This is a genomic window from Thiohalocapsa halophila (assembly GCF_016583825.1).
Lineage (GTDB): Bacteria > Pseudomonadota > Gammaproteobacteria > Chromatiales > Chromatiaceae > Thiohalocapsa > Thiohalocapsa halophila.
In genome coordinates this window covers 1-18,349 of the sequence record NZ_NRRV01000084.1, presented here as the reverse complement: position 1 = coordinate 18,349, position 18,349 = coordinate 1, and the positions used below count along the sequence as shown (strand labels likewise).

At 67.1% G+C, this 18,349-nt stretch carries 13 protein-coding genes and 6 pseudogenes; 6 read left to right on the top strand and 13 right to left on the bottom strand.

From position 1 onward, the window contains the following. A pseudogene (locus tag CKO31_RS22615) lies at positions 1-491 on the top strand (Uma2 family endonuclease); the annotation flags it as partial. Positions 492-819: 328 nt separating this feature from the next. Beyond that, complete coding sequence (locus tag CKO31_RS22610) at positions 820-1,698, top strand: Uma2 family endonuclease (RefSeq protein ID WP_200241899.1); 879 nt, start codon at positions 820-822, stop codon at positions 1,696-1,698. 735 nt (positions 1,699-2,433) lie between these two features. On the opposite strand, the gene CKO31_RS22605 is transcribed toward CKO31_RS22610, so the two are convergent. Continuing rightward, positions 2,434-3,207: a hypothetical protein gene (locus tag CKO31_RS22605; protein WP_200241897.1), complete on the bottom strand. Its 774-nt coding sequence runs from the start codon at positions 3,205-3,207 to the stop codon at positions 2,434-2,436. 440 nt (positions 3,208-3,647) lie between these two features. After that, positions 3,648-6,473 carry an XrtA/PEP-CTERM system TPR-repeat protein PrsT gene (gene prsT, locus CKO31_RS22600; protein WP_200241895.1) on the bottom strand — a complete coding sequence of 942 codons (2,826 nt, stop codon included), beginning with the start codon at positions 6,471-6,473 and terminating at the stop codon, positions 3,648-3,650. 291 nt (positions 6,474-6,764) lie between these two features. Between prsT and CKO31_RS22595 the strand changes: the two genes are divergently transcribed. Beyond that, entirely contained in the window at positions 6,765-7,280 is a 516-nt protein-coding gene (locus tag CKO31_RS22595; RefSeq protein ID WP_200241892.1) for a ferritin family protein, read from the top strand. A gap of 16 nt (positions 7,281-7,296) precedes the next feature. Here CKO31_RS22595 and CKO31_RS22590 read toward each other — a convergent pair whose 3' ends face one another. Continuing rightward, a complete protein-coding gene (locus tag CKO31_RS22590; RefSeq protein WP_200241890.1) occupies positions 7,297-7,665 on the bottom strand; it encodes a hypothetical protein in 369 nt (122 codons plus the stop codon). Between the two features lie 121 nt (positions 7,666-7,786). Here CKO31_RS22590 and CKO31_RS22585 point away from each other — a divergent pair, with 121 nt between their 5' ends. Then, complete coding sequence (locus CKO31_RS22585) at positions 7,787-8,047, top strand: type II toxin-antitoxin system HicA family toxin (RefSeq protein ID WP_200241887.1); 261 nt, start codon at positions 7,787-7,789, stop codon at positions 8,045-8,047. Further along, a complete protein-coding gene (locus CKO31_RS27030; protein ID WP_242475595.1) occupies positions 8,044-8,379 on the top strand; it encodes a type II toxin-antitoxin system HicB family antitoxin in 336 nt (111 codons plus the stop codon). Before CKO31_RS22585 ends, CKO31_RS27030 begins: the two co-directional genes overlap by 4 nt. 138 nt (positions 8,380-8,517) lie before the next feature. Here CKO31_RS27030 and CKO31_RS27895 read toward each other — a convergent pair. From CKO31_RS27895 to CKO31_RS22540, 10 genes and pseudogenes are all read right to left on the bottom strand, one after another. After that, positions 8,518-8,601: pseudogene (locus CKO31_RS27895) on the bottom strand (hypothetical protein); the annotation flags it as partial. 214 nt (positions 8,602-8,815) lie between these two features. After that, positions 8,816-9,047 (bottom strand): annotated as a pseudogene (locus CKO31_RS22575) (phosphate ABC transporter ATP-binding protein); the annotation flags it as partial. Positions 9,048-9,301: 254 nt separating this feature from the next. Next, a pseudogene (locus CKO31_RS22570) lies at positions 9,302-9,440 on the bottom strand (ATP-binding cassette domain-containing protein); the annotation flags it as partial. 39 nt (positions 9,441-9,479) lie between these two features. Continuing rightward, the gene (locus tag CKO31_RS22565) at positions 9,480-9,833 is read right to left on the bottom strand and encodes a transposase (RefSeq protein ID WP_306341777.1); all 354 of its coding nucleotides are present in this window, start codon (positions 9,831-9,833) and stop codon (positions 9,480-9,482) included. A gap of 499 nt (positions 9,834-10,332) precedes the next feature. Continuing rightward, a complete protein-coding gene (pstB, locus tag CKO31_RS22560) occupies positions 10,333-11,196 on the bottom strand; it encodes a phosphate ABC transporter ATP-binding protein PstB (RefSeq protein WP_200241884.1) in 864 nt (287 codons plus the stop codon). 117 nt (positions 11,197-11,313) lie between these two features. After that, a pseudogene (pstA, locus tag CKO31_RS27440) lies at positions 11,314-12,120 on the bottom strand (phosphate ABC transporter permease PstA); the annotation flags it as partial. Positions 12,121-12,663: 543 nt separating this feature from the next. Then, positions 12,664-13,164 (bottom strand): annotated as a pseudogene (locus CKO31_RS27435) (DUF3333 domain-containing protein); the annotation flags it as partial. Beyond that, positions 13,157-14,548 carry a phosphate ABC transporter permease subunit PstC gene (pstC, locus tag CKO31_RS22550; protein ID WP_200241878.1) on the bottom strand — a complete coding sequence of 464 codons (1,392 nt, stop codon included), beginning with the start codon at positions 14,546-14,548 and terminating at the stop codon, positions 13,157-13,159. The pseudogene CKO31_RS27435 and the gene pstC, both read right to left, overlap by 8 nt. 115 nt (positions 14,549-14,663) lie before the next feature. After that, positions 14,664-15,707 (bottom strand): PstS family phosphate ABC transporter substrate-binding protein, encoded by a 1,044-nt coding sequence (locus CKO31_RS22545; protein WP_200241875.1) that lies wholly within the window; start codon positions 15,705-15,707, stop codon positions 14,664-14,666. A gap of 768 nt (positions 15,708-16,475) precedes the next feature. After that, on the bottom strand, positions 16,476-16,841 hold the full coding sequence (locus CKO31_RS22540) for a hypothetical protein (RefSeq protein ID WP_200241873.1): 366 nt from the start codon (positions 16,839-16,841) through the stop codon (positions 16,476-16,478). A 185-nt stretch (positions 16,842-17,026) separates the two neighbouring features. Between CKO31_RS22540 and CKO31_RS22535 the strand changes: the two genes are divergently transcribed. Beyond that, complete coding sequence (locus CKO31_RS22535; RefSeq protein WP_200241871.1) at positions 17,027-18,343, top strand: glycosyltransferase; 1,317 nt, start codon at positions 17,027-17,029, stop codon at positions 18,341-18,343. The last annotated feature ends 6 nt before the right edge of the window (positions 18,344-18,349 follow it).

The following is an 18,349-nucleotide window of genomic DNA, read 5'->3' as shown; positions in this document are numbered from 1 at the left end:
CCCTGTCGGACGAGGATCGCGCCGGCATCGTCCGCGACCTGGTGACCAAGAAGGCCGAATACGCCGCCGCCGGCGTGCCGGAGTACTACATCCTCCACCGCACCGATGGCCACCTGGGCTTCTTCAGCCTGAGCCCTTCCGGCCTCTATCAGCCCATCGCCCCGGTGGACGGCGTGATCCAGTCCCGGGTCCTCCCCGGCTTCCAATTCCGCATTGACGACCTGCAGCGCCAGCCGGAGCCGGACCGGCTGCTGGATGATCCGGTGTATCCCTTCGTCCTGCCCGGCTGGCGCGAGGCGGACCGGCGCGCGGCGGCCGCCCAAGAGCAGGCGGTGGCCGCCCAGGAGCAGGCGGCGGCCGAGTCCGAGCGTGCCGCGACCGAGGCAGCCCGTGCCGAGGCCGAAGCCGAGCGTGCCACGGTCGCCGAGCAACGCGCCGAGGCGGCCGAGCGCGAGCTCGCCCGGCTGCGTGGGCAAGCGGGCAGCGATTGAGCGCAGGACCCTGACGCGAGCCAGCGGCTGCTGCGCAGCCTCACGCAGGGGCGGGGACAATTCAGCATGCACTTCCTGCGCTTCGACCGGTGCTCGTAGGATGGGCAGAGCGAAGCGAAACCCATCCTCGCCGGTCGCAGCTTCATGTGAAATCAGGCACCAAGAGCCCGCCGTCAGGCTCCTGGAGCGAACGCACCGCTCCCGCAGGAACGGCATGGAGCAGCATGCTATCCTCTCGTCACACCGCCTGGTCGCTGCTCCCGCGGGCAGGCCCAAGTCGAGCGAACCGCCCCCGCCAGCAGCCCCCCGGCAGCCCCTCAACAGCCTCATGAGCACGCAGCCCGCGATCGCAGAAGCCCCCGCGAAGGCACCAGCCGCAGCCACCGCCGCGCTCGTCTCGGAGGACGACTACTGGCGCCAATATTACCTGGACGCCGAGCGCCGGTACGAGTGGAACAACGGCCGCCTGGAGGAAAAGCCGGTGTCGGATCAGGCCACGTATCTCGTCTATCTGTGGTTCGTGGAGCTGCTCCGGCATTACCTGCGCGAGCACCCCGTCGGTCAGCTCGCGGCCCTGGAGATGGGCTTCCGCCTGGCCCTGCCCGGGCGCACCGTCATCCGCCGCCCCGACCTGGGCCTGGTGCTGGCGGCCAACCCGGCGCCGCTGCTGCCGCTCGACCGGTCCTACCACGGCGTCTTCGACCTCTGTGTCGAGGCCCTGTCGGACGAGGATCGCGCCGGCATCGTCCGCGACCTGGTGACCAAGAAGGCCGAATACGCCGCCGCCGGCGTGCCGGAGTACTACATCCTCCACCGCACCGATGGCCACCTGGGCTTCTTCAGTCTGAGTCCTTCCGGCCTCTATCAGCCCATCGCCCCGGTGGACGGCGTGATCCAGTCCCGGGCCCTCCCCGGCTTTCAGTTCCGCATCGATGACCTGCAGCGCCAGCCGGAGCCGGATCGGCTGCTGGATGATCCGGTGTATCCCTTCGTCCTGCCCGGCTGGCGCGAGGCGGACCGGCGCGCGACGGCCGCCGAAGAGCAGGCGGTGGCCGCCCAGGAGCAGGCGGCAGTCGCGCAAGAGCAGGCGGCGGCCGAGTCCGAGCGTGCCGCGACCGAGGCCGAGCGTGCCGCAGTCGCCGAGCAGCGCGCCGAGGCGGCCGAGCGCGAGCTCGCCCGGCTGCGTGGGCAAGCGGGCGGCGATTGAGCGCAAGACCCTGACGCGGGCCAGCGGCTGCTGCGCGGCGCGGGCGCGCCCTGCGTCGTCAGGGCTTCCAGCCCTGATTGTCTGAGGCCAGGATGGCCTGAAGACGCAGGCAGCGAGCCAGATGGTCTTAGTGATGATCAAGGCCGCCGTGCGCGAGGGCATCACCGCCGACGTGAGTGTCAGTTTTCTTTACACTCACCCGTCGAGTCCCGACGGTAAGCACCCGGAGCTAACCGCCGTTGCCAGGGTGCAGGTGATTCCGGCCCCGCGCAGTGCCGGCAACAGCCTGCATCTGGCGCCCGAGGTGCTGCCGGAAGCGGCGGAGCTGACTCCCGGGCGAGCAGCGCGAGGACAACTTCGGCGCCGCGCTGCGGCACACACAGCACCGCCGGCTCCTGATCTAGGCAACGGGCACCGGCGATGGCACGGCGGCCGTCGCCTGCGAAGTGGCGCTGGCCGAGGTGCTCGGCTATGCCACGGAACGGAGCTGCGCAGCCCGATCCATGGGCGTGCGCATCACAGCATGCAGTTCGTTGGGGCGGTCTGAGCAGCTGCTGGGAGACACCGTTGTCTGCTGAGTGAGAGCCGCCGAAGCCAAGATCGCCACATGGGAACGACGCGATACCGTCCTACTTGGCGTCGGTACAATGGCGCAAAAAAAACACCCCGCAGCCGCGGGGTGTTTCAAGCTCGCCGCCCTCGGCGACGAGCAACACGGCCGGCAGTTTCCCGGAGCTACGCCGCCTTGCGCCGGCGCTGGAAGATGCCGATGCCCATGAGGCCTGCGGCCAGCAAGGCCAGCGGCGCCGGCGCCGGCACGACGGTGACATAGGTGTTGGTCAGGCTTTGGATGCGGCCAGCATCACCGCCTACACCACTCACGTTGTTGTCGAAGGAGTCAGTGACGGCAAACTTGCGGCAGACCCCGCAGGTCGCGGAATCCGTGCCGCCTTGGCCGCTGGCGTTCAGATCTGCCGTGAAGGCTGCATCGCTAATGACGACGTTGTTCTGGCCGGTAATCTGCTTACGCGATGCGGTGTTGTCGTCGTTTTGCTGCAAAGTCTCCTGTGTGATGGTCACATCCGCGAAGCGGATGTCGGGCTGATCGTCCGGCTCAAAGCCTGGAGCCGGTGCCAACTCCACAAAATAGCTGATGGTGCCCGTCTCGACGCCGGTCTCGAAGCTGGTGACCTGCAGGGTGCCGGTGACTTCGCCTGCGAACACGAACTCCTGGATATTGACCGCGGTGTCATCCGCCAAGTCGGTCAGAGCCATGTGACCCGCAGCTGGGTCCAGCGTCTGACCTGCGGAGCCGATGTAGCAGGTGTACTGGTACCGGCTCGTGGCGGAGAAGCGGAAGGTGTCCGGGTTGGTGCCGTCAGTGCCAACAGAACAGAAATTACCGACGGTGCCTGGGTTTCCGTCAACGATGGCCGAAGCCGCCGGCAGACTCATGGCCAAGGCTGCGGTAACAGCGCCCGACAGGGCGATGGTCTTCAGGTTTTGCATGACTGTCTGAACCTCTTGTTTCAGTTTATGGCCGTTGGATTGCGGGACAGGGGGGACTTTGCCACTGCGCATCCACCAGGATGTGCGCGCTCCTCATGCCTGAGGGCAGAGCCCTTACAGCTCGGATTTCAAGCTCCGACTCTGCTCATACTGCAAGCATAAAGCTTGCCAAGTTTTTTAAGTTCCAGTGTTGTAAAGGATTATGTTCACAGCGCCCGGCAGCTCTGAGTCCGGATGGTGGGGGTCTGTAAAAAAAGCTGACAGATGAGGGGGCCTCGCTCGGTAGTGCCAAGGGGGGTGGAGGCGACCGACGCGAAATACGCTGTATGCTGGCCTCCATGGTCTTTGATTATTATGGAAAAAGGGACGCTTATTCGGTGTTTGCGATTCCTTACACTCGCGGGTCCGGCAAGCGCCCCATGAGGCGGGGAAGGCGTTGCTTAGCGCCCGGATAGCGCCTTTGCCCGCGCCCGCAGCGGTGAGTCCGGGGTTAGCCGGGCGAGTATCTCTTGTGCCAGCGTACGCGCCTCGTTAACGTTGCCAGCTGCTTGTAGCGCCTCGGCGTAGTCGAGCTGCAGCGACAGCGGGGCGCGCTGACCACTCGCAGTGATCGCTTGCTCAAGAAAGTCAACCGCCGATCTGGCATGGTCGCGGGCAAGGCTGACCAAGCCCATGGCATTGAGCGCCAATACATCGTTTCCAGCCGCGTCCAGCGCCGCGCGTGCGTATCGGTCCGCCGCTGGGATATCGCCAGAGCGTGCCAGCGCGTAACTGAGGGTCGCATCCAGCCACGCGTGGTCTGCGCCGGCTGACCGAGCCCTGGCGAGATCGTCGCTCGCTGCCGAGTAGTCGGACGCCATAAGCCAGTAACTGGCGCGCGTGAGTAGGGCGCTGACGTCGTCTGGGTGGGCCTCGAGCCACTGCTGAAGCTCGTCCATGGCAAGTTCTCGGCGGCCTACAGCCCAGAGCGCGTCCGTGTAGCCCAGCAACGCCTGGCTGGACCGGGTTATCTCGTAGGCGCGGCGTAGGAGTGCGAGACCGCGCTCGTTGTCGCCCTGGCGAAGAGCAAGCTGCCCTTCCAGAAAGGCAACGTCGCTGCTGGTGCTCTCGCGCTTGCGTAGGGCTTCGACATCTTGAGCAGCTTGACGCAGTCGTGACTGCGTGGACGCGAGGTCCGTCAGTGCGAGCCTAGCGCGCTCGAATAACACGAGTGGATTCTCCGGCGCCAGTTGGCTCGCCACTTCGACCGCCTCCTGGGCCGCGTTGAGGTCGCCGTTGAGACGGGCTGCGCGGGCGAGCTTGATGCGGGCCTCGATGGAATCTGGTTTCTGCTGCAGTGCCTGTTGCAGCGACCGGATGGCGGCGTTCGGGCGCTCCGCCGCAATCTCCAACTGACCGCGTGCCAAGAGCACTTTGAATGCATCAGGATGCTGTGCATTCTCCAGCAGCCGCTCGGCTTCGTCCCAGCGCTGTTGTGCAGCGTACGCATCTGTGAGTGACAGTCTGGCGTCAACCGCTGTCGGGTGCGTGCGCACCAATTCCTCGAGGCGAGCAATCGCAGCGACTTCTCGATTTGCTCGCAGCTCGATGCGGCTCAACAGTACCTGGGGTGCGACGGCGTCGGGATTGGCCGTGGCCAGTCGCTGTGCAGCAGCGACTGCTTGTTGTGTTTTCCCTTCTTTGAGCAAAGCCTCCGCCAACAGGGCTACCGCCGAGATATTGTCGGACTCTTCATCTAGGATGCGGCGCAGCAGTGCTTGCGCATCGTCGTTCTGCCCTACGCCAAGCAGGGCCTTGGCGCGGAGGATGCGTGCATTGATGCCTGCTGTGCCTTTGCGCTGGACATCGTCCAGCGTGGTCAGTGCTTGTTGAAGCTCGCCCGCCCGGAATCGCTCTTGGAGCAGCATGCCGCGGGCTCCCACGATGTCTGGATCGTTGGCGAATGCCTCCAGCTCGGCCAGACCTTGTTCGCGATGCGAGGTGCGCAGGCGCGCCTTTGTGAGCTGTACTTGGTATGCCTTGTTGTCCGGGTCTAGCGCAACGGCTCGCTCAAGATAGGTAACGCCTTCCTCAGCGCGCCCTGACATGACGGCGGCCCGACCCAGCAGAGCTAGCAGGCCGGCGTCGCCTTCTGCCGAATCAGCCAAGGGGGCAAGCTGTTCGTACGCCTCACGACCGGCATTGAGCTCAAGGAGTGTCGCCGCGTAAACCCGGCGTCCGGCCGCGTCCTCTGGTACCCGGGCCACGTAACGAGAGAGGTACTCCTGCGCCTGTTCGTGATTGCCCAGGAAATACGACGCCGCACCGGCGATATAGAGCGGCAGCGGCGCGCTCTGACTCGGGCCCGTGAAGCTAGCCGCAATCTCCGCAGCGCGGTCATAGTCGTTTTGCTCGAAGGCGGCCATGGCGAGCATCATCTGCGCATTCCCATCGTTCGGGGCTCGCCGCAGGACCGTCTCTAGCTCGGCCTCGGCAGCCTCGAATTCGCCTCGGCTCATCACCGCATACGCGGCATCGCGCATCAGGTCAGCCCGCCCCGGTGCTGCTTCCAGAGCGGTGCGGTAGGCCTGCTCGGCCCCATCGAAGTCGCCGCGGGCCATCTCCAGGTCTCCGCGGACCTCGTTGATCGCAGCCAGGTCCGGAGCCTCGCCCTGCTCCAGGCGGGCCAATAGGAGCTCGGCGGCACCCAGGTTGTCTTCTGTCAGCTCCAGGCGCGCCAGCGCCAGTTGCGCCGGCGCATAATCGGATGTCAGGGTCAGCGCCTCTTCGAAACGCTCGCGCGCCGCGGCCAGCCGCTCGCGGCCCAGCTCCGCCTTGCCGTAGAGTGTCAGCACGGCGGCTTGATTGGGGGTGTCCAAGGCCTCTTTGAGGTCCTGGTCGAGGAGGACGTCTTGGGATCTTCCCTGCGCGATCCAGGCCTCGGCGAGCTTGACGCGCACGGGAAAGTCATCCAGGCCGAGGTCGATTGCCCGCTGCAGCTCCTTCTCGGCGGCGGCGCCATCGCCGGCCTGCAAATAGGCGGTGCCGAGTCTGTAACGCAGGCGGGGGTTTTCGGGCGCTTCCAGGACTGCGTTCTTCAGCTCGATCAGCTCCTCCCGCGCGTCCACCGCCGCACCCAGCTCGGCTTCGGCGTCTGCCGGTGCCGTATTGGCCAGGCTGATGGGGGTGTGCGCGGTGACTGTTGCGCTCAATAGACATGCGATGAGGGCTTTCGCGACAGGACGTCGCGATGTCGGAAGCCTGGCGGGATCGTGCTGCTTACGCATGGGCTATGCATTCCTCGGTTGCGTCGTCTGGGCGTGGCGAGACTCGGCGCGCGCGGTTGGCTGCCGCGCGCCATGGGGTGGTGGGCGAAGATCACGGAGTCGCATTCCAGTCGCCTCCTGCTGGTGTTGAGAAGCCGAAGTTTAAGCCATGTCTGGCGTTGCCACCCGGATCAATTCGCGACGAGGTTCGCAGAACTCCGGGCATGTTTCAGGCTGGATGGAGCACTCGCGATTGCCGCAAGCGCCGGCGTCTCTCAGTGCGTCGCCGCTCAACCAACCGGGGGCTCCCTCATGGCCTTAGCCAGTGAAGTCGACGCAGCCAGTCTGGCGCAGCAAACCACAGCGCGGGCGCTGATCCAGGCCGCGATTCGGTTCGAATGGAGCGCGCACCTATTCTATGCCGAGCTCACCGGAAAGGTGCGCCCGGCGCTGGTGCCGCTGGTGGCGGAGCTGGCCGACGAGGAGCGCCAGCATCATGCGCATCTGGTGGAGCTGCTGGAGCGGGTCGATTTCATGGAGGAGCTGCAGTCGCAGATGACGCTCCCGCACACGTCGGCCCGATTCGACGCCCTGATCGACAATCCGGAGCTGCCCGCACAGCCCGATGAGGATGACATCCTCGCCGTCGCCCTCGCCCGGGAGGAGGCCGCCGCCGAGCACTACGCCCGGCTCGCCGAGGATGCCGCGCATCCGGCCATGCGCCAAGGCTTCGCGTATCTGCGCGATGAGGAGATCTCGCACGTCGCGCAGCTCGGCCAGCGCTGGGGACGGCTCGAGGACACCCGCAACGCTCCCTGCCCGGCTTGACGACCGGCCGACCCGATCAGCTGAGCATCGCTTCCAGGCTGTCGGCGCTCAGGATGCGCTCCGACCAGCCGCGCAGCGTGTCGCTGTCGGCTGCTTCGATCCGTGATCGGGCCTGTTCCACCGCCGCGGCACCGAATTTTTTCTCGATCTGCCAAAGCAGCAGGTCGGCCTCGCCGTCGCGATAGCCGATCTGCTTGCCCTGCTTCAGCCCCTTCTCGATCCCGGCCCGCTCAACACTCGTCATGTATGGCATCTGCTTGCTCTCCTCGAAGGTGTAGAGGTCCTGGCGGAAGGCTGCTTCCGCTGCCGCCGGCAGGCAGATCATCCAGTCGATGATGCGAAACAGCTCCAGGATGGTCTTGCGTGTGTAGCCTCTATCGTACACTCTGGAAACCAGCTCTCCAGCGCGTCTTTCCAGGGGCTGTCGTGGTCGCTGGGCGGGTACCTCGGCGGGTCGACGCGGAGCAACGGCAACGTAGGGCGCAAGGCCAGGGATACGTTATCGTATGCCGATGAACTCGAAACAACGCCGCACGCTCGCTGCGATCTTCGTCCAGCCGACGCCCGCGTCTATCCCGTTCGCGGACATCGAGTCTCTACTCAAGGCGCTCGGCGCAATGATCGAGGAGCGCGCCGGTTCTCGCGTCAGAATCGAGCTCAACGGGGCGATTTGGCGCTGCCATCGACCGCATCCGGGCAAGGAGGCAAAACGCTACCAAGTCGAGGAGGCCCGCGAGCTGCTGCAACGGGCTGGAGTCGAGCCATGAATACTATGACCTATCGCGGGCACGTTGCCCGGATCAGCTACGACGACCGAGATCGCGTCTTCGTCGGACGCCTGCTGGGCGTGCCCGACATCGTCAGCTTCCATGCGGAGTCCGTCGCCGAGCTCCGCGCGGAGATGGCCCAGGCCGTCGAAGACTACCTGGCCGATTCGGCGGACGACGACCGCAAGGATCCGTCCGCAGTCGAGGAGCTTGTCGTTCTCGTCGCCCCCGGAACCCGGGACCACGCCCTTGCGGCAGCACGTGCCTCCGGCAAGTCGTTGGATAGTTGGGCGGCCGAGGCACTGGAGCGCGCGGCGAGCACTGGCGTCTGACGGCGGATGCGCTCGCATGACGCCCCGCCGTTGTCGCCACGCTCCAGCGTGGGAGCAGATCCGGACGCTCCAGCTCCGCCAGTCCCCTTCAGCAGCCGCTGGCCGGTCTCCAGGTCGTCCTCGACCTTGGAGCGTCGGGTCCTCCTGCTCCAGCTTGTCGAGTGCCTCCAGAAGCTTGTCCTCGTCGCTGCCGGCGGCGGGCTCGATAGCCAGGCTCAGCACGGGCCGGCGGGGGCCGATGCAATCCCGGGCCAGGATATGTTCGGGGTCGCAGGGCTCGCAACTGGACAGCCAAGGGCTGAAATGGCGGAGACACACGAGTGGCGATGCGCGGTCCCGTCAGGCCGTATCCTGGATTGATGGCATCAGGGCTGGTAGCGCTGGCCAGGCAGGGTGTGCCGGTGCACGGGCGGGAGCGCCATCGACGTCGAGCCGATCAGCCGAAGCGCCCCGTCACATAGGCCCGCGTCAGGTGGTGCTGCGGGTCTTCGAAGATCTGGCCCGTTGCGCCCACCTCCAGCAAATCACCGAGATGGAAATAGGCGGTGCGCTGGGACACGCGCGCCGCCTGCTGCATGCTGTGGGTGACGATGGCGATGCTGTACTCCTGGCGCAGCTCGGCGATGAGCTCCTCGATGACGGGGGGGAGCGATGGGGTCCAACGCCGAGCCTCGATCACAACGCCGACCACTCGGGCAGGCGCAGGGCGTAGGGCGTAGGGCGTAGGGTGGACAAGCGCAGCGCAGTCCACCAGCTTACGGGCGATCCTGGGGTGGACTTCGCTGTCGCTCGTCCACCCTACCACTACTGGTCGCGCGAACGATCAAGCCGCGCGGGCGCACCCTGCGTAGCCAGGGCTGCCAGCCGTGATTTCGTCACGCCAAGATGGCCTGACTACCCGGTCAGCACCCAAGGCGGTCGGAGTTATGATCAAGGCCCAACGCTGAGCAGGGCTCGTCCATCAGGATCACCTCCGGTGACACGGCGATGGTGCGGGCGATGCACAGGCGCTGCTGCTGGTCGCCGGAGAGGCCGGTGCCCGGCTGCCGGGGGCGGTCTTGACCCGTCTGTTCAGATGTTCGTCGGGTAGGCCGAGCCGATCAGCTGAACATCGCTTCCAGGCTGTCGGCGCTCAGGATGCGCTCCGACCAGCCGCGCAGCGTGTCGCTGTCGGCTTCTTCGATCCGTGATCGGGCCTGTTCCACCGCCGCGGCACCGAATTTTTTCTCGATGAGCCAAAGCAGCAGGTCGGCCTCGCCGTCGCGATAGCCCTGCTTCAGCCCCTTCTCGATCCCGGCCCGCTCAACGCTCGTCATGTATGGCATCTGCTTGCTCTCCTCGAAGGTGTAGAGGTCCTGGCGGAAGGCCGCTTCCGCCGCCGCCGGCAGGCGGATCATCCAGTCGATGATGCGAAACAGCTCCAGGGTCCGCATAGCGGCGGCCGGTCTCGGCATCGCGGACGATCTGCTGGAGCTCCTTGTCCAGGAAGCGATGCCCGCGGGACCAGTCGATGCCGGCGTGAACGGCGGGGAACAGCAGCGCCAGGAACTCCGGGAACCAGCCTTCCAGGGCGTCTTTCCAGGGGCTGTAGTGGTCGCTGGGCCCGCTGAGGTCTGTGTCGTCGTCGGTCATCGCGGCTCCTGCTCGGCTTCTTGAGTGCCGATGGACAGTCTAACGACTGTCACCGGAGCGTGGAGCCTTGCCGGAGTGCGTCTGCGGCCTCGGCGTCCCACCTGGTCGCGAAGCTCCAGCTTCGCGACCAACGCGGCGAAGCTCTGCTTCGCGACACTGGCATGGTGTCGGGCGCCTGCCGCGGCGCAGGCAGCCCCGGCCACGAGCGGCGATGTGTTGTCCCGTCAGGCCGTATCCTGGACGGATGGCATCAGGGCTGGAAGCCCTGGCTACGCAAGGTGTGCCGGTGCACGGACGGGAAAGACGTTGAGGCCGTGCCGATCAGCCGAAGCGCCCCGTCACATAGGCCCGTGTCAGGTTATGCTGCGGGTCTTCGAAGATCTGGCCCGTTGCGCCCACCTCCAGCAAATCACCGAGATGGAAATAGGCGGTGCGCTGGGACACGCGCGCCGCCTGCTGCATGCTGTGGGTGACGATGGCGATGCTGTACTCCTGGCGCAGCTCGGCGATGAGCTCCTCGATGACGGCGGTGGCGATGGGGTCCAGCGCCGAGCAGGGCTCGTCCATCAGGATCACCTCCGGTGACACGGCGATGGTGCGGGCGATGCACAAGCGCTGCTGCTGGCCGCCGGAGAGGCCGGTGCCCGGTTGTTCCAGCCGGTCCTTGACTTCCTCCCAGAGTCCGGCGCGCTTGAGGCTGGTCTCCACCAGCTCGTCGAGCTCTTCGCGGTGGTTGGTCAGGCCGTGGATGCGCGGGCCGTAGGCGATGTTCTCGTAGACGGACTTGGGAAACGGGTTCGGCTTCTGGAACACCATGCCTACCTGCGCGCGCAGGGGCACGACATCGATGCCGCGGTCGAGCACCTCCCTGCCGTCGAGCTTGATGGACCCCGTGACCTTGGCCGCCGGGATGGTGTCGTTCATGCGGTTCAGGCAGCGCAGGAAGGTGGACTTGCCGCAGCCCGAGGGGCCGATCATAGAGACCACCTCGTGCTTGCCGATGTCCAGGCTCACCTCCCGGATGGCGTGGTTGTCGTCGTACCAGACGTTGACCTGGCGGCATTCCATGCGGGCCTCGGCGGCGGTGATGTCCCCGAGAGTACCCTCGAAGGTGCGATCGCCGTCGAAATCGCTCGCCTTGAGGTTGGCGGTGGAGGTCTCGATGGCTTCGGCTGTGGTGTTCATGGTTGGAAGTACGAAGTACGAAGTACGAAGTACGAAGTGCGAAGTGCGAAGTACGGGTGGATCCTGCCTCAGCCCTCAGCCCTCAGCCCTCAGCCCTCAGCCCTCAGCCCTCAGCCCTTACCAGCGCCGCTCGAAGCGCCGGCGCAGCAGCACGGCGCTGAGATTCATCAGGATCAGGAAGGCGAGCAGGATCATGATGGCGGCGGAGGTGCGCTCCACGAAGCCGCGCTCGGGACTGTCCGCCCACATGAAGATCTGCACCGGCAGCACCGTGGCGGGGTCCGTGACGCCGCCCGGGATGTCGACGATGAAGGCGATGAGCCCGATCATGAGCAGCGGTGCCGTTTCGCCGAGCGCCTGGGCCATGCCGATGATGGTCCCCGTCAGCATACCCGGCAGCGCCAGCGGCAGCACATGATGGAACTGCGTCTGCAGCGGCGAGGCGCCCACGCCCAGCGCCGCCTCGCGGATGGACGGCGGCACGGACTTCAGCGCCGCGCGGCTGGCGATGATGATGGTGGGCAGGGTCATCAGCGTCAGCACCATGGCGGCCACCAGGGGTGTGGAGCGCGGCACGCCGAAGAAGTTGATGAACACCGCGAGACCCAGCAGGCCGAAAACAATGGACGGCACGGCGGCGAGGTTGTTGATGTTCACCTCGATCAAGTCCGTAAAGCGATTCTTCGGTGCGAACTCCTCCAGGTAGAGCGCGGCCCCCACGGCGATGGGGAAGCTAAACAACAGCGTCAGCGCCAGGGTATAGAGGGAGCCCACCAGGGCCGCGGCGATACCGGCGAGCTCCGGCTCGCGGGAGGTGCCATTGGTGAAGAACAGGGTGTTGAAGTGCTTTTCGATCACGCCGCGCTGCTGGAGCTGCCAGATCCAGGCGATCTGCTGGTCCGACAGGCGCCGGTCGTCCTCGGGCGTGCGCAGCTCCAGCACTTGCCAAGTGCCGGGGGGCGCTGGATCGGCGCCGTCCAGGGTGCTGACCACCGTGCCGGTGAGCCGCGCCGGGGTTGCCTGCTGGACCTTCACCATGCCGTCGTTGACGGCCACCAGGAAGCTCGGCATCTCGTCGGACAGGGCAAGGGGCTTGCCCGCGTCGGCGGCGGCGAGGCGCTCGGTGATGTCCGCGCGCTCGGCGCGGGTGCGCTCGAGCTTGCGCGCCATCCGCTCGGCGCGCCCAGCCACGCGCTCTGCGCGGTCGGCCAGCTTGGCTCGGGCTGTGGCCTCGGCGTCGGCCATGGCGGCGTCGATCGCCGAGCCCTCCTCGGCGAGGTCGACGAGTATGCGCTCTAGCCGGGCGATGTCCCGATCCAGGTCCGTGAGCCAGCGTTGTAGGAAATCGCGCACGCGGGTGATGACCACGCCGAAGTCGTCGGCGGTGGAGGTGAGCGTGATCTCGCCGGTGGTGCCGGATGGCCGTGCCTCGCCGACACCGGGCTGCTCCGCGACCGGCGTGGAGCGGCCCTTCATGAACATGTCCACGTCGTCGTCGGCCACCAGCCACAGCGTCTGCTCGGTGCCGATGAGCGCCGGGTCCCGGCTCACCAGATCGCGCAGCTGCAGCGCCGCACCGCTGCTGACCAGGCCCTGCAGGGCACGGCGCCCGCTGCGGCCGCTGACATCCGGGAACTGCGCCTTCAGCGCATCGCGCACCGGGGTGCGAAAGTTCGCCCGCACCAGGGCCTTGCGCCGGGTCTCGGCGGGGGTGTCCGGGCTGGCGATGACGCCGTCGGGATCGATGTCGGCGGCGCTGAGCACCACCGGCAGCTGGATGTAAGTCTGCTCGAAGGCCGTATAGCCCTTGCTCACGATGCTCAGCAGCAGCATCGCCACGAAGCTGAGCCCCAGCAGCACGCCGATGAGACCGAGCAGGCGAAAGCGGCGCTCGGCCGCGTAGCGCCGCTTCAGACTGGCGTTGACGACGTCGATGGCCCGCGTTGGTACGGCGGTGGTGCTACTCATACTGCTCTCGGTACTTGCGCACGATGTGCAGGGCAATGACATTGAGGGTCAGGGTCACGGCGAACAGCGTCAGCCCCAGGGCAAAGGCCGCCAGGGTCTTGGCGCTGTCGAATTCTTGGTCGCCGGTGAGCAGGGTGACGATCTGCACGGTGACGGTGGTGACGCTCTCCAGCGGATTGGCCGTCAGGTTGGCCGCGAGCCCGGCCGCCATGACCACGATCATGGTCTCGCCGATGGCCCGCGAGATGGCCAGCAGCACGCCGCCGACGATGCCCGGCAGCGCCGCGGGCAGGATCACCCGGCGGATGGTCTCGGACTGAGTGGCACCGAGCGCATAGGAGCCGTCGCGCAGGGACTGGGGCACGGCGTTGATGACATCGTCAGACAGGGACGACACGAAGGGGATGATCATGATGCCCATGACGGCACCGGCGGCGAGCGCGCTCTCGGAGGCCACGTCCAAGCCCATGGACTCACCGAGCTCGCGCATGAAGGGAGCCACCGTGAGCGCCGCAAAGAAGCCGTAGACCACCGTTGGGATGCCCGCCAGCACCTCCAGCGTCGGCTTGCTCCAGGCGCGCAGCCGCCGGGAGGCGTATTCCGACAAGTACACGGCCGAGAGCAGGCCGATGGGCACGGCGATCAGCATGGCGATGGCGGAGATCAGCAGTGTGCCCGTGAACAGCGGCACTGCGCCGAAAGCGCCGGTGGCGCCGACCTGATCCGCGCGCAGGGCGATCTGCGGGCTCCACTCGGTGCCGAACAAGAACTCGGTCCAGGGCACACGCTGGAAGAAGCGCAGAGATTCAAACAGCACCGACAGCACGATGCCGAGGGTGGTGAGGATGGCGATGGACGAGAACAGCACCAGGATGCCGAGCACCGTGGATTCCACGCGGTTGCGTGCACGAAAGTCGGGCGCCAGCCGCCACCAGGCGACGCTCAGGCCCGCCAAGGCCACGGCGAGCACCAGCACCCAGCGCGCGGCGTCGGCGATGCCCGTCCAGCGCCGGTAGCGCTCGGCGGCGGCCTGCACTACCGGCGTCGCGTCGCCCGAGGTGATACCGCCGGTGGCGAGGTTCTTGATGTCGTTCACCAGCAGCCCGACCCGGCCCTCGGAGAGGTCCTGGGTCATCTCCGCCGGCAGGCCCTGCACCAGCAGCGCGGTGATCACGCGCTCTTCGAGCCCGATCCAGGCGAGCAACAGCAGCAATGCCGGCAGGCCGGCCCAGATGGCGACATACCAGCCGTAGTAGGCGGGCAGGGAGTGCAGGTGCTTGATGCCGGTCGGACCGCCGGCCGTGCGGATGGCGCGACCGCGCCCGAGCTGGAAGGCGAGGGCCATCGCGGCCAGGATCACCACGAGCAGGAGGGTCTGGGACATGACAGAGGCAGAGACGGCTAAAAGCGAACGCCGGCGACCGTGTGGTCGCCGGCGTGTCTTCGGGGCCCGGCATCCCGGCAGGATGCTGCGAGCCTAGCACACGGCGATGTGCCGATTACTCGGGGCTGGACATGGGCTCCATGTTCTCCACCGCATTGGCGATGTCGGCGCGCATGTCTTCGGGCAGCGGGATCAGGCCCTTGTCGGCGAGGTAGCCCTCGGGGCCCCAGGCCTTGTCGCTGGTGAACTCGGCGACGTACTCCTCGATGCCGGGCACGGTGCCGACATGCGCCTTCTTGACATAGAAGTAGAGCGAGCGCGAGACCGGATACTCACCGCTGGCGATGCTGTCGAACGTCGGCGGGATGCCGTCGATCTTGGCGCCCTGCAGCTTGTCGGAGTTCTGGTCCAGGAAGCTGAAGCCGAAGATACCCACTGCATCGGGGTTGGCCTCGAGCTTCTGCACGATCAGATTGTCGTTCTCGCCGGCCTCGACATAGGGGCCATCCTCACGCATGGCGTGGCAAACGGCCTTGTACTTGGACTTGTCTTCGGCTTTCATCTCCGCGATCCAGTCGAAGCTCTTGCAGCCGGACTCCATGGCCAGCTCGGCGAAGGCGTCGCGCGTGCCGGAGGTCGGCGGCGGGCCCAGCACTTCGATCTCCATGTCCGGCAGGTCCGGGTTGACCTGCTGCCAGGTCTCGTAGGGGTTGGGGACGAGCTCTTCGCCGCCCTCGGGGTTGGGCACGTCTTTGGCGAGTGCGAGCCAGATGTCACGCGGGGAGAGCTCCAGCTGCTGGCCCTCCTTGGAGTTGGCCATGGCGATGCCGTCGTAGCCGATTTTCACCTCGACCACCTCGTCGACGCCGTTTTCTTGGCACATCTCGAACTCGGAGACCTTCATGCGGCGCGAGGCATTGGTGATGTCCGGATGCTCCACGCCGACGCCGGCGCAGAACAGCTTCATGCCGCCGCCGGAGCCGGTGGATTCGATCTTGGGCGTCGGGAAGTCGGTGGTGTTGCCGAACTGCTCCGCCACGGCGGTGGCGAAGGGGAACACCGTGGACGAGCCGACGATGTTGATGGTGTCCCGGGCCATGGCCCCGGTGGAAGCGGCGGCAGCACCGATGACGGCGAGGGCGAGCACTTGTTTCTTCATGGTCTCGACTCCGTTGGGTAAGGGTTCAGAGCCGCCCATTCTGGACTGGGGACGTTTACCTTCTATGAACGAAGGATTGCATTTTTGTGACAATCCCGCCGCGGCCATGGGGGCAAGGGCGCGGCGCCGAACAGGTCCTGCCGAGGGGCATGCGTCCATGCAGTCGTCTTTCGGATGCGCCGGACGATGCAGCCGCCGGCTTCGTCGCGGCTGTAAGCCGCTCCCACAGCGCGGGCGCCGTGTGGGAGCGGCATCCTTGCCGCGACGCGGGCGGCGAGGCAGCTGCCGGGATCGTCGCGGCTATAAGCCGCTCCCACAGCGCGGGCCGCGAGGCTGCTGCCGGGATCGTCGCGGCTATAAGCCGCTCCCACAGCGCGGGCGCCCCGTGGGAGCGGCATCCTTGCCGCGATGCGGGCCGCGAGGCTGCTGCCGGGATCGTCGCGGCTATAAGCCGCTCCCACAGCGCGGGCGCCGTGTGGGAGCGGCATCCTTGTCGCGACCCGGGCGGCGAGGCTGCTGCCGGGGCCCGTCGCGGCTATAAGCCGCTCCCACAGCGCGGGTTCCGTGTGGGAGCGGCATCCTTGCCGCGACGCCGGCGGCGAGGCTGCTGCCGGGGCCCGTCGCGGCTATAAGCCGCTCCCACAGCGCGGGTGCCGTGTGGGAGCGGCATCCTTGCCGCGACGGGCCAGGCGGGAGCGCCGAGGTTGGCGCTCCCGCCAAGACGTGCACAAGGGAGTCAGCTCGGTGGGGGCGAGCGTCGCTGCCCGCTCAAGGCAGGCGCGCTGTGCTCTGCACGACGTCCATGGCCGCGTTGAAGAAGTCCTGGTCGCGGTTGTCGCGGCAGTAGCTGCGGGTGCCGCGCATGGCTGCGCTCAGATCGGTGTCACGCAGCACGTCCTCGCCGAGGACCAGGCTCAACGCCGAGATGAAGCCCGCCAGCCAGTCTTCGTAGCGCGCCAGCTCGGTGGGGCTCCCGCGCTGCGCCGCCGTGGCTGCCGCGAGATAAGCCTCGCAGCCGCGCACGCCGTAGCCCCAGAGCGTCGGCTCTGCCGCCTGCGGTGTCCCGGGCGGGAGCAGTCCCCATATCAGCGTGATGGTCAGGCTCGCCGCCAGCCCCGCACAGCGGCGGCGCAAGCCGCTCCCGCTGTGCGGCCACCGGGGCTCGCAGCGCCGGCACACTCGGCCCCTGGAGGCGACCCGCCGGCGCTGGCGACGTTGAGCCGCGGCCATCGCTGGCAGTGTATTCGTGACGGGCTGGTACCATGACAAGGTTGTTCTCCGCCAGCAAGAAGACGCGGCCCGGCCGCGAACAGCGACCCATGCGCGTGTTGATGATATCCGACGTCTATTTTCCCCGGGTCAATGGCGTGTCCACGTCGATCCAGACCTTCGCCCGGGAGTTCGTCGGGCTCGGCCATCAGGTGACGCTGTTGGCGCCGGACTACGGGGAGTCGCAGTCGGAGCCCTTCGAGGTGATCCGCCTGCCGTCGCGGTACTTTCTCTTCGACCCCGAGGACCGGATCATCCGCTGGGGGCGCATGCGCCAGCACCACGAGCGCCTGCAGGCGGCGCAATTCGACCTGGTGCACATCCATACGCCGTTTATCGCGCACTATGCGGGCCAGGCCCTGGCGCGGCGGCTCGGGGTGCCGGTGGTGGCCAGTTATCATACCTTTTTCGAGCAATACCTCGACAAATACGTGCCCTTGGTGCCGGGCGCCTGGATGCGCTATGTGGCACGGCGCTTCTCGGCGGCACAGTGCGGGGACGTGGATGCCCTGGCGGTGCCGTCCGAGGCGATGCTGGAGGTGCTGACCCGCTACGGCGTGCGCACCGCGGCCGAGGTGGTGCCGACGGGCATCGATCTGCGCAAGTTCGGCAGCGGCGATGGTGCAGCCTTCCGCCGCCGCTACGGCATCCCGAGCGACCGCCCGCTGCTGGTCCACGTGGGGCGGCTCGCCTTCGAGAAGAACTGCGACTTCCTGTTGTACATGCTCGCCCAGGTGCGGGTCGCGGTGCCGGACGTGCTGCTGGTGATCGCCGGCGAGGGCCCCGCCCGCCGCCAGCTGGAGGCGCTGGCGCGGCGGCTGGGTATTGCCGATCAGGTGCGCTTTTTGGGCTATCTGAGCCGGGACGGCTCGCTGGAGGATTGCTACGCGGCGGGCGATGCCTTCGTCTTCGCCTCCCGCACCGAGACCCAGGGGCTGGTGCTGCTGGAATCCCTGGCGCTGGGGACGCCCGTCATCGCCACCGCCGAAATGGGCACCCGGGAGGTGCTGCGCGACGGCGAAGGCTGCCTCATCGCCCGGGATGATGTCGAAGACTTCGCCGAGAAGACGGTGCGGGTGCTCACGGAGCCATCGCTGCACGCGTCCCTCAGGGCCCGGGCGCGGCCCTATGCGCAGCGCTGGTCCGCGCCGGCCATGGCCGAGCGCATGCTCGCCCTCTACGGACGAGTCTGCAATGACGCGGCCGCGGCGGAGCGAGCCGAGCTGGAGCCGCTGCGCTCGCCGGCACGCCTGCCTACCCTGGACGCAGAAGCGCCGGTTCAGGTGGAGGCGTCTTTGGAGGGCGATGACGACCAGGCCGCCACCGGCTTGGAGGCGGGCTGCGTGCAGCGCACGGGAGCGCGCTGATCAGCG

Excerpts from the sequence above, each read along its gene's own strand:
- CKO31_RS22610 (WP_200241899.1), top strand. The coding sequence starts at position 820 with ATGAGCACGCAGCCCGCGATCGCAGAAGCCCCCGCGAAGGCACCAGCC.
- prsT (WP_200241895.1), bottom strand. The coding sequence starts at position 6,473 with ATGCGTAAGCAGCACGATCCCGCCAGGCTTCCGACATCGCGACGTCCT.
- CKO31_RS22565 (WP_306341777.1), bottom strand. The coding sequence starts at position 9,833 with ATGCCGAGACCGGCCGCCGCTATGCGGACCCTGGAGCTGTTTCGCATC.
- pstB (WP_200241884.1), bottom strand. The coding sequence starts at position 11,196 with ATGAACACCACAGCCGAAGCCATCGAGACCTCCACCGCCAACCTCAAG.
- CKO31_RS22605 (WP_200241897.1), bottom strand. The coding sequence starts at position 3,207 with ATGCAAAACCTGAAGACCATCGCCCTGTCGGGCGCTGTTACCGCAGCC.
- CKO31_RS22535 (WP_200241871.1), top strand. The coding sequence starts at position 17,027 with ATGCGCGTGTTGATGATATCCGACGTCTATTTTCCCCGGGTCAATGGC.
- CKO31_RS27030 (WP_242475595.1), top strand. The coding sequence starts at position 8,044 with ATGAATACTATGACCTATCGCGGGCACGTTGCCCGGATCAGCTACGAC.
- CKO31_RS22585 (WP_200241887.1), top strand. The coding sequence starts at position 7,787 with ATGCCGATGAACTCGAAACAACGCCGCACGCTCGCTGCGATCTTCGTC.
- CKO31_RS22545 (WP_200241875.1), bottom strand. The coding sequence starts at position 15,707 with ATGAAGAAACAAGTGCTCGCCCTCGCCGTCATCGGTGCTGCCGCCGCT.
- pstC (WP_200241878.1), bottom strand. The coding sequence starts at position 14,548 with ATGTCCCAGACCCTCCTGCTCGTGGTGATCCTGGCCGCGATGGCCCTC.
- CKO31_RS22595 (WP_200241892.1), top strand. The coding sequence starts at position 6,765 with ATGGCCTTAGCCAGTGAAGTCGACGCAGCCAGTCTGGCGCAGCAAACC.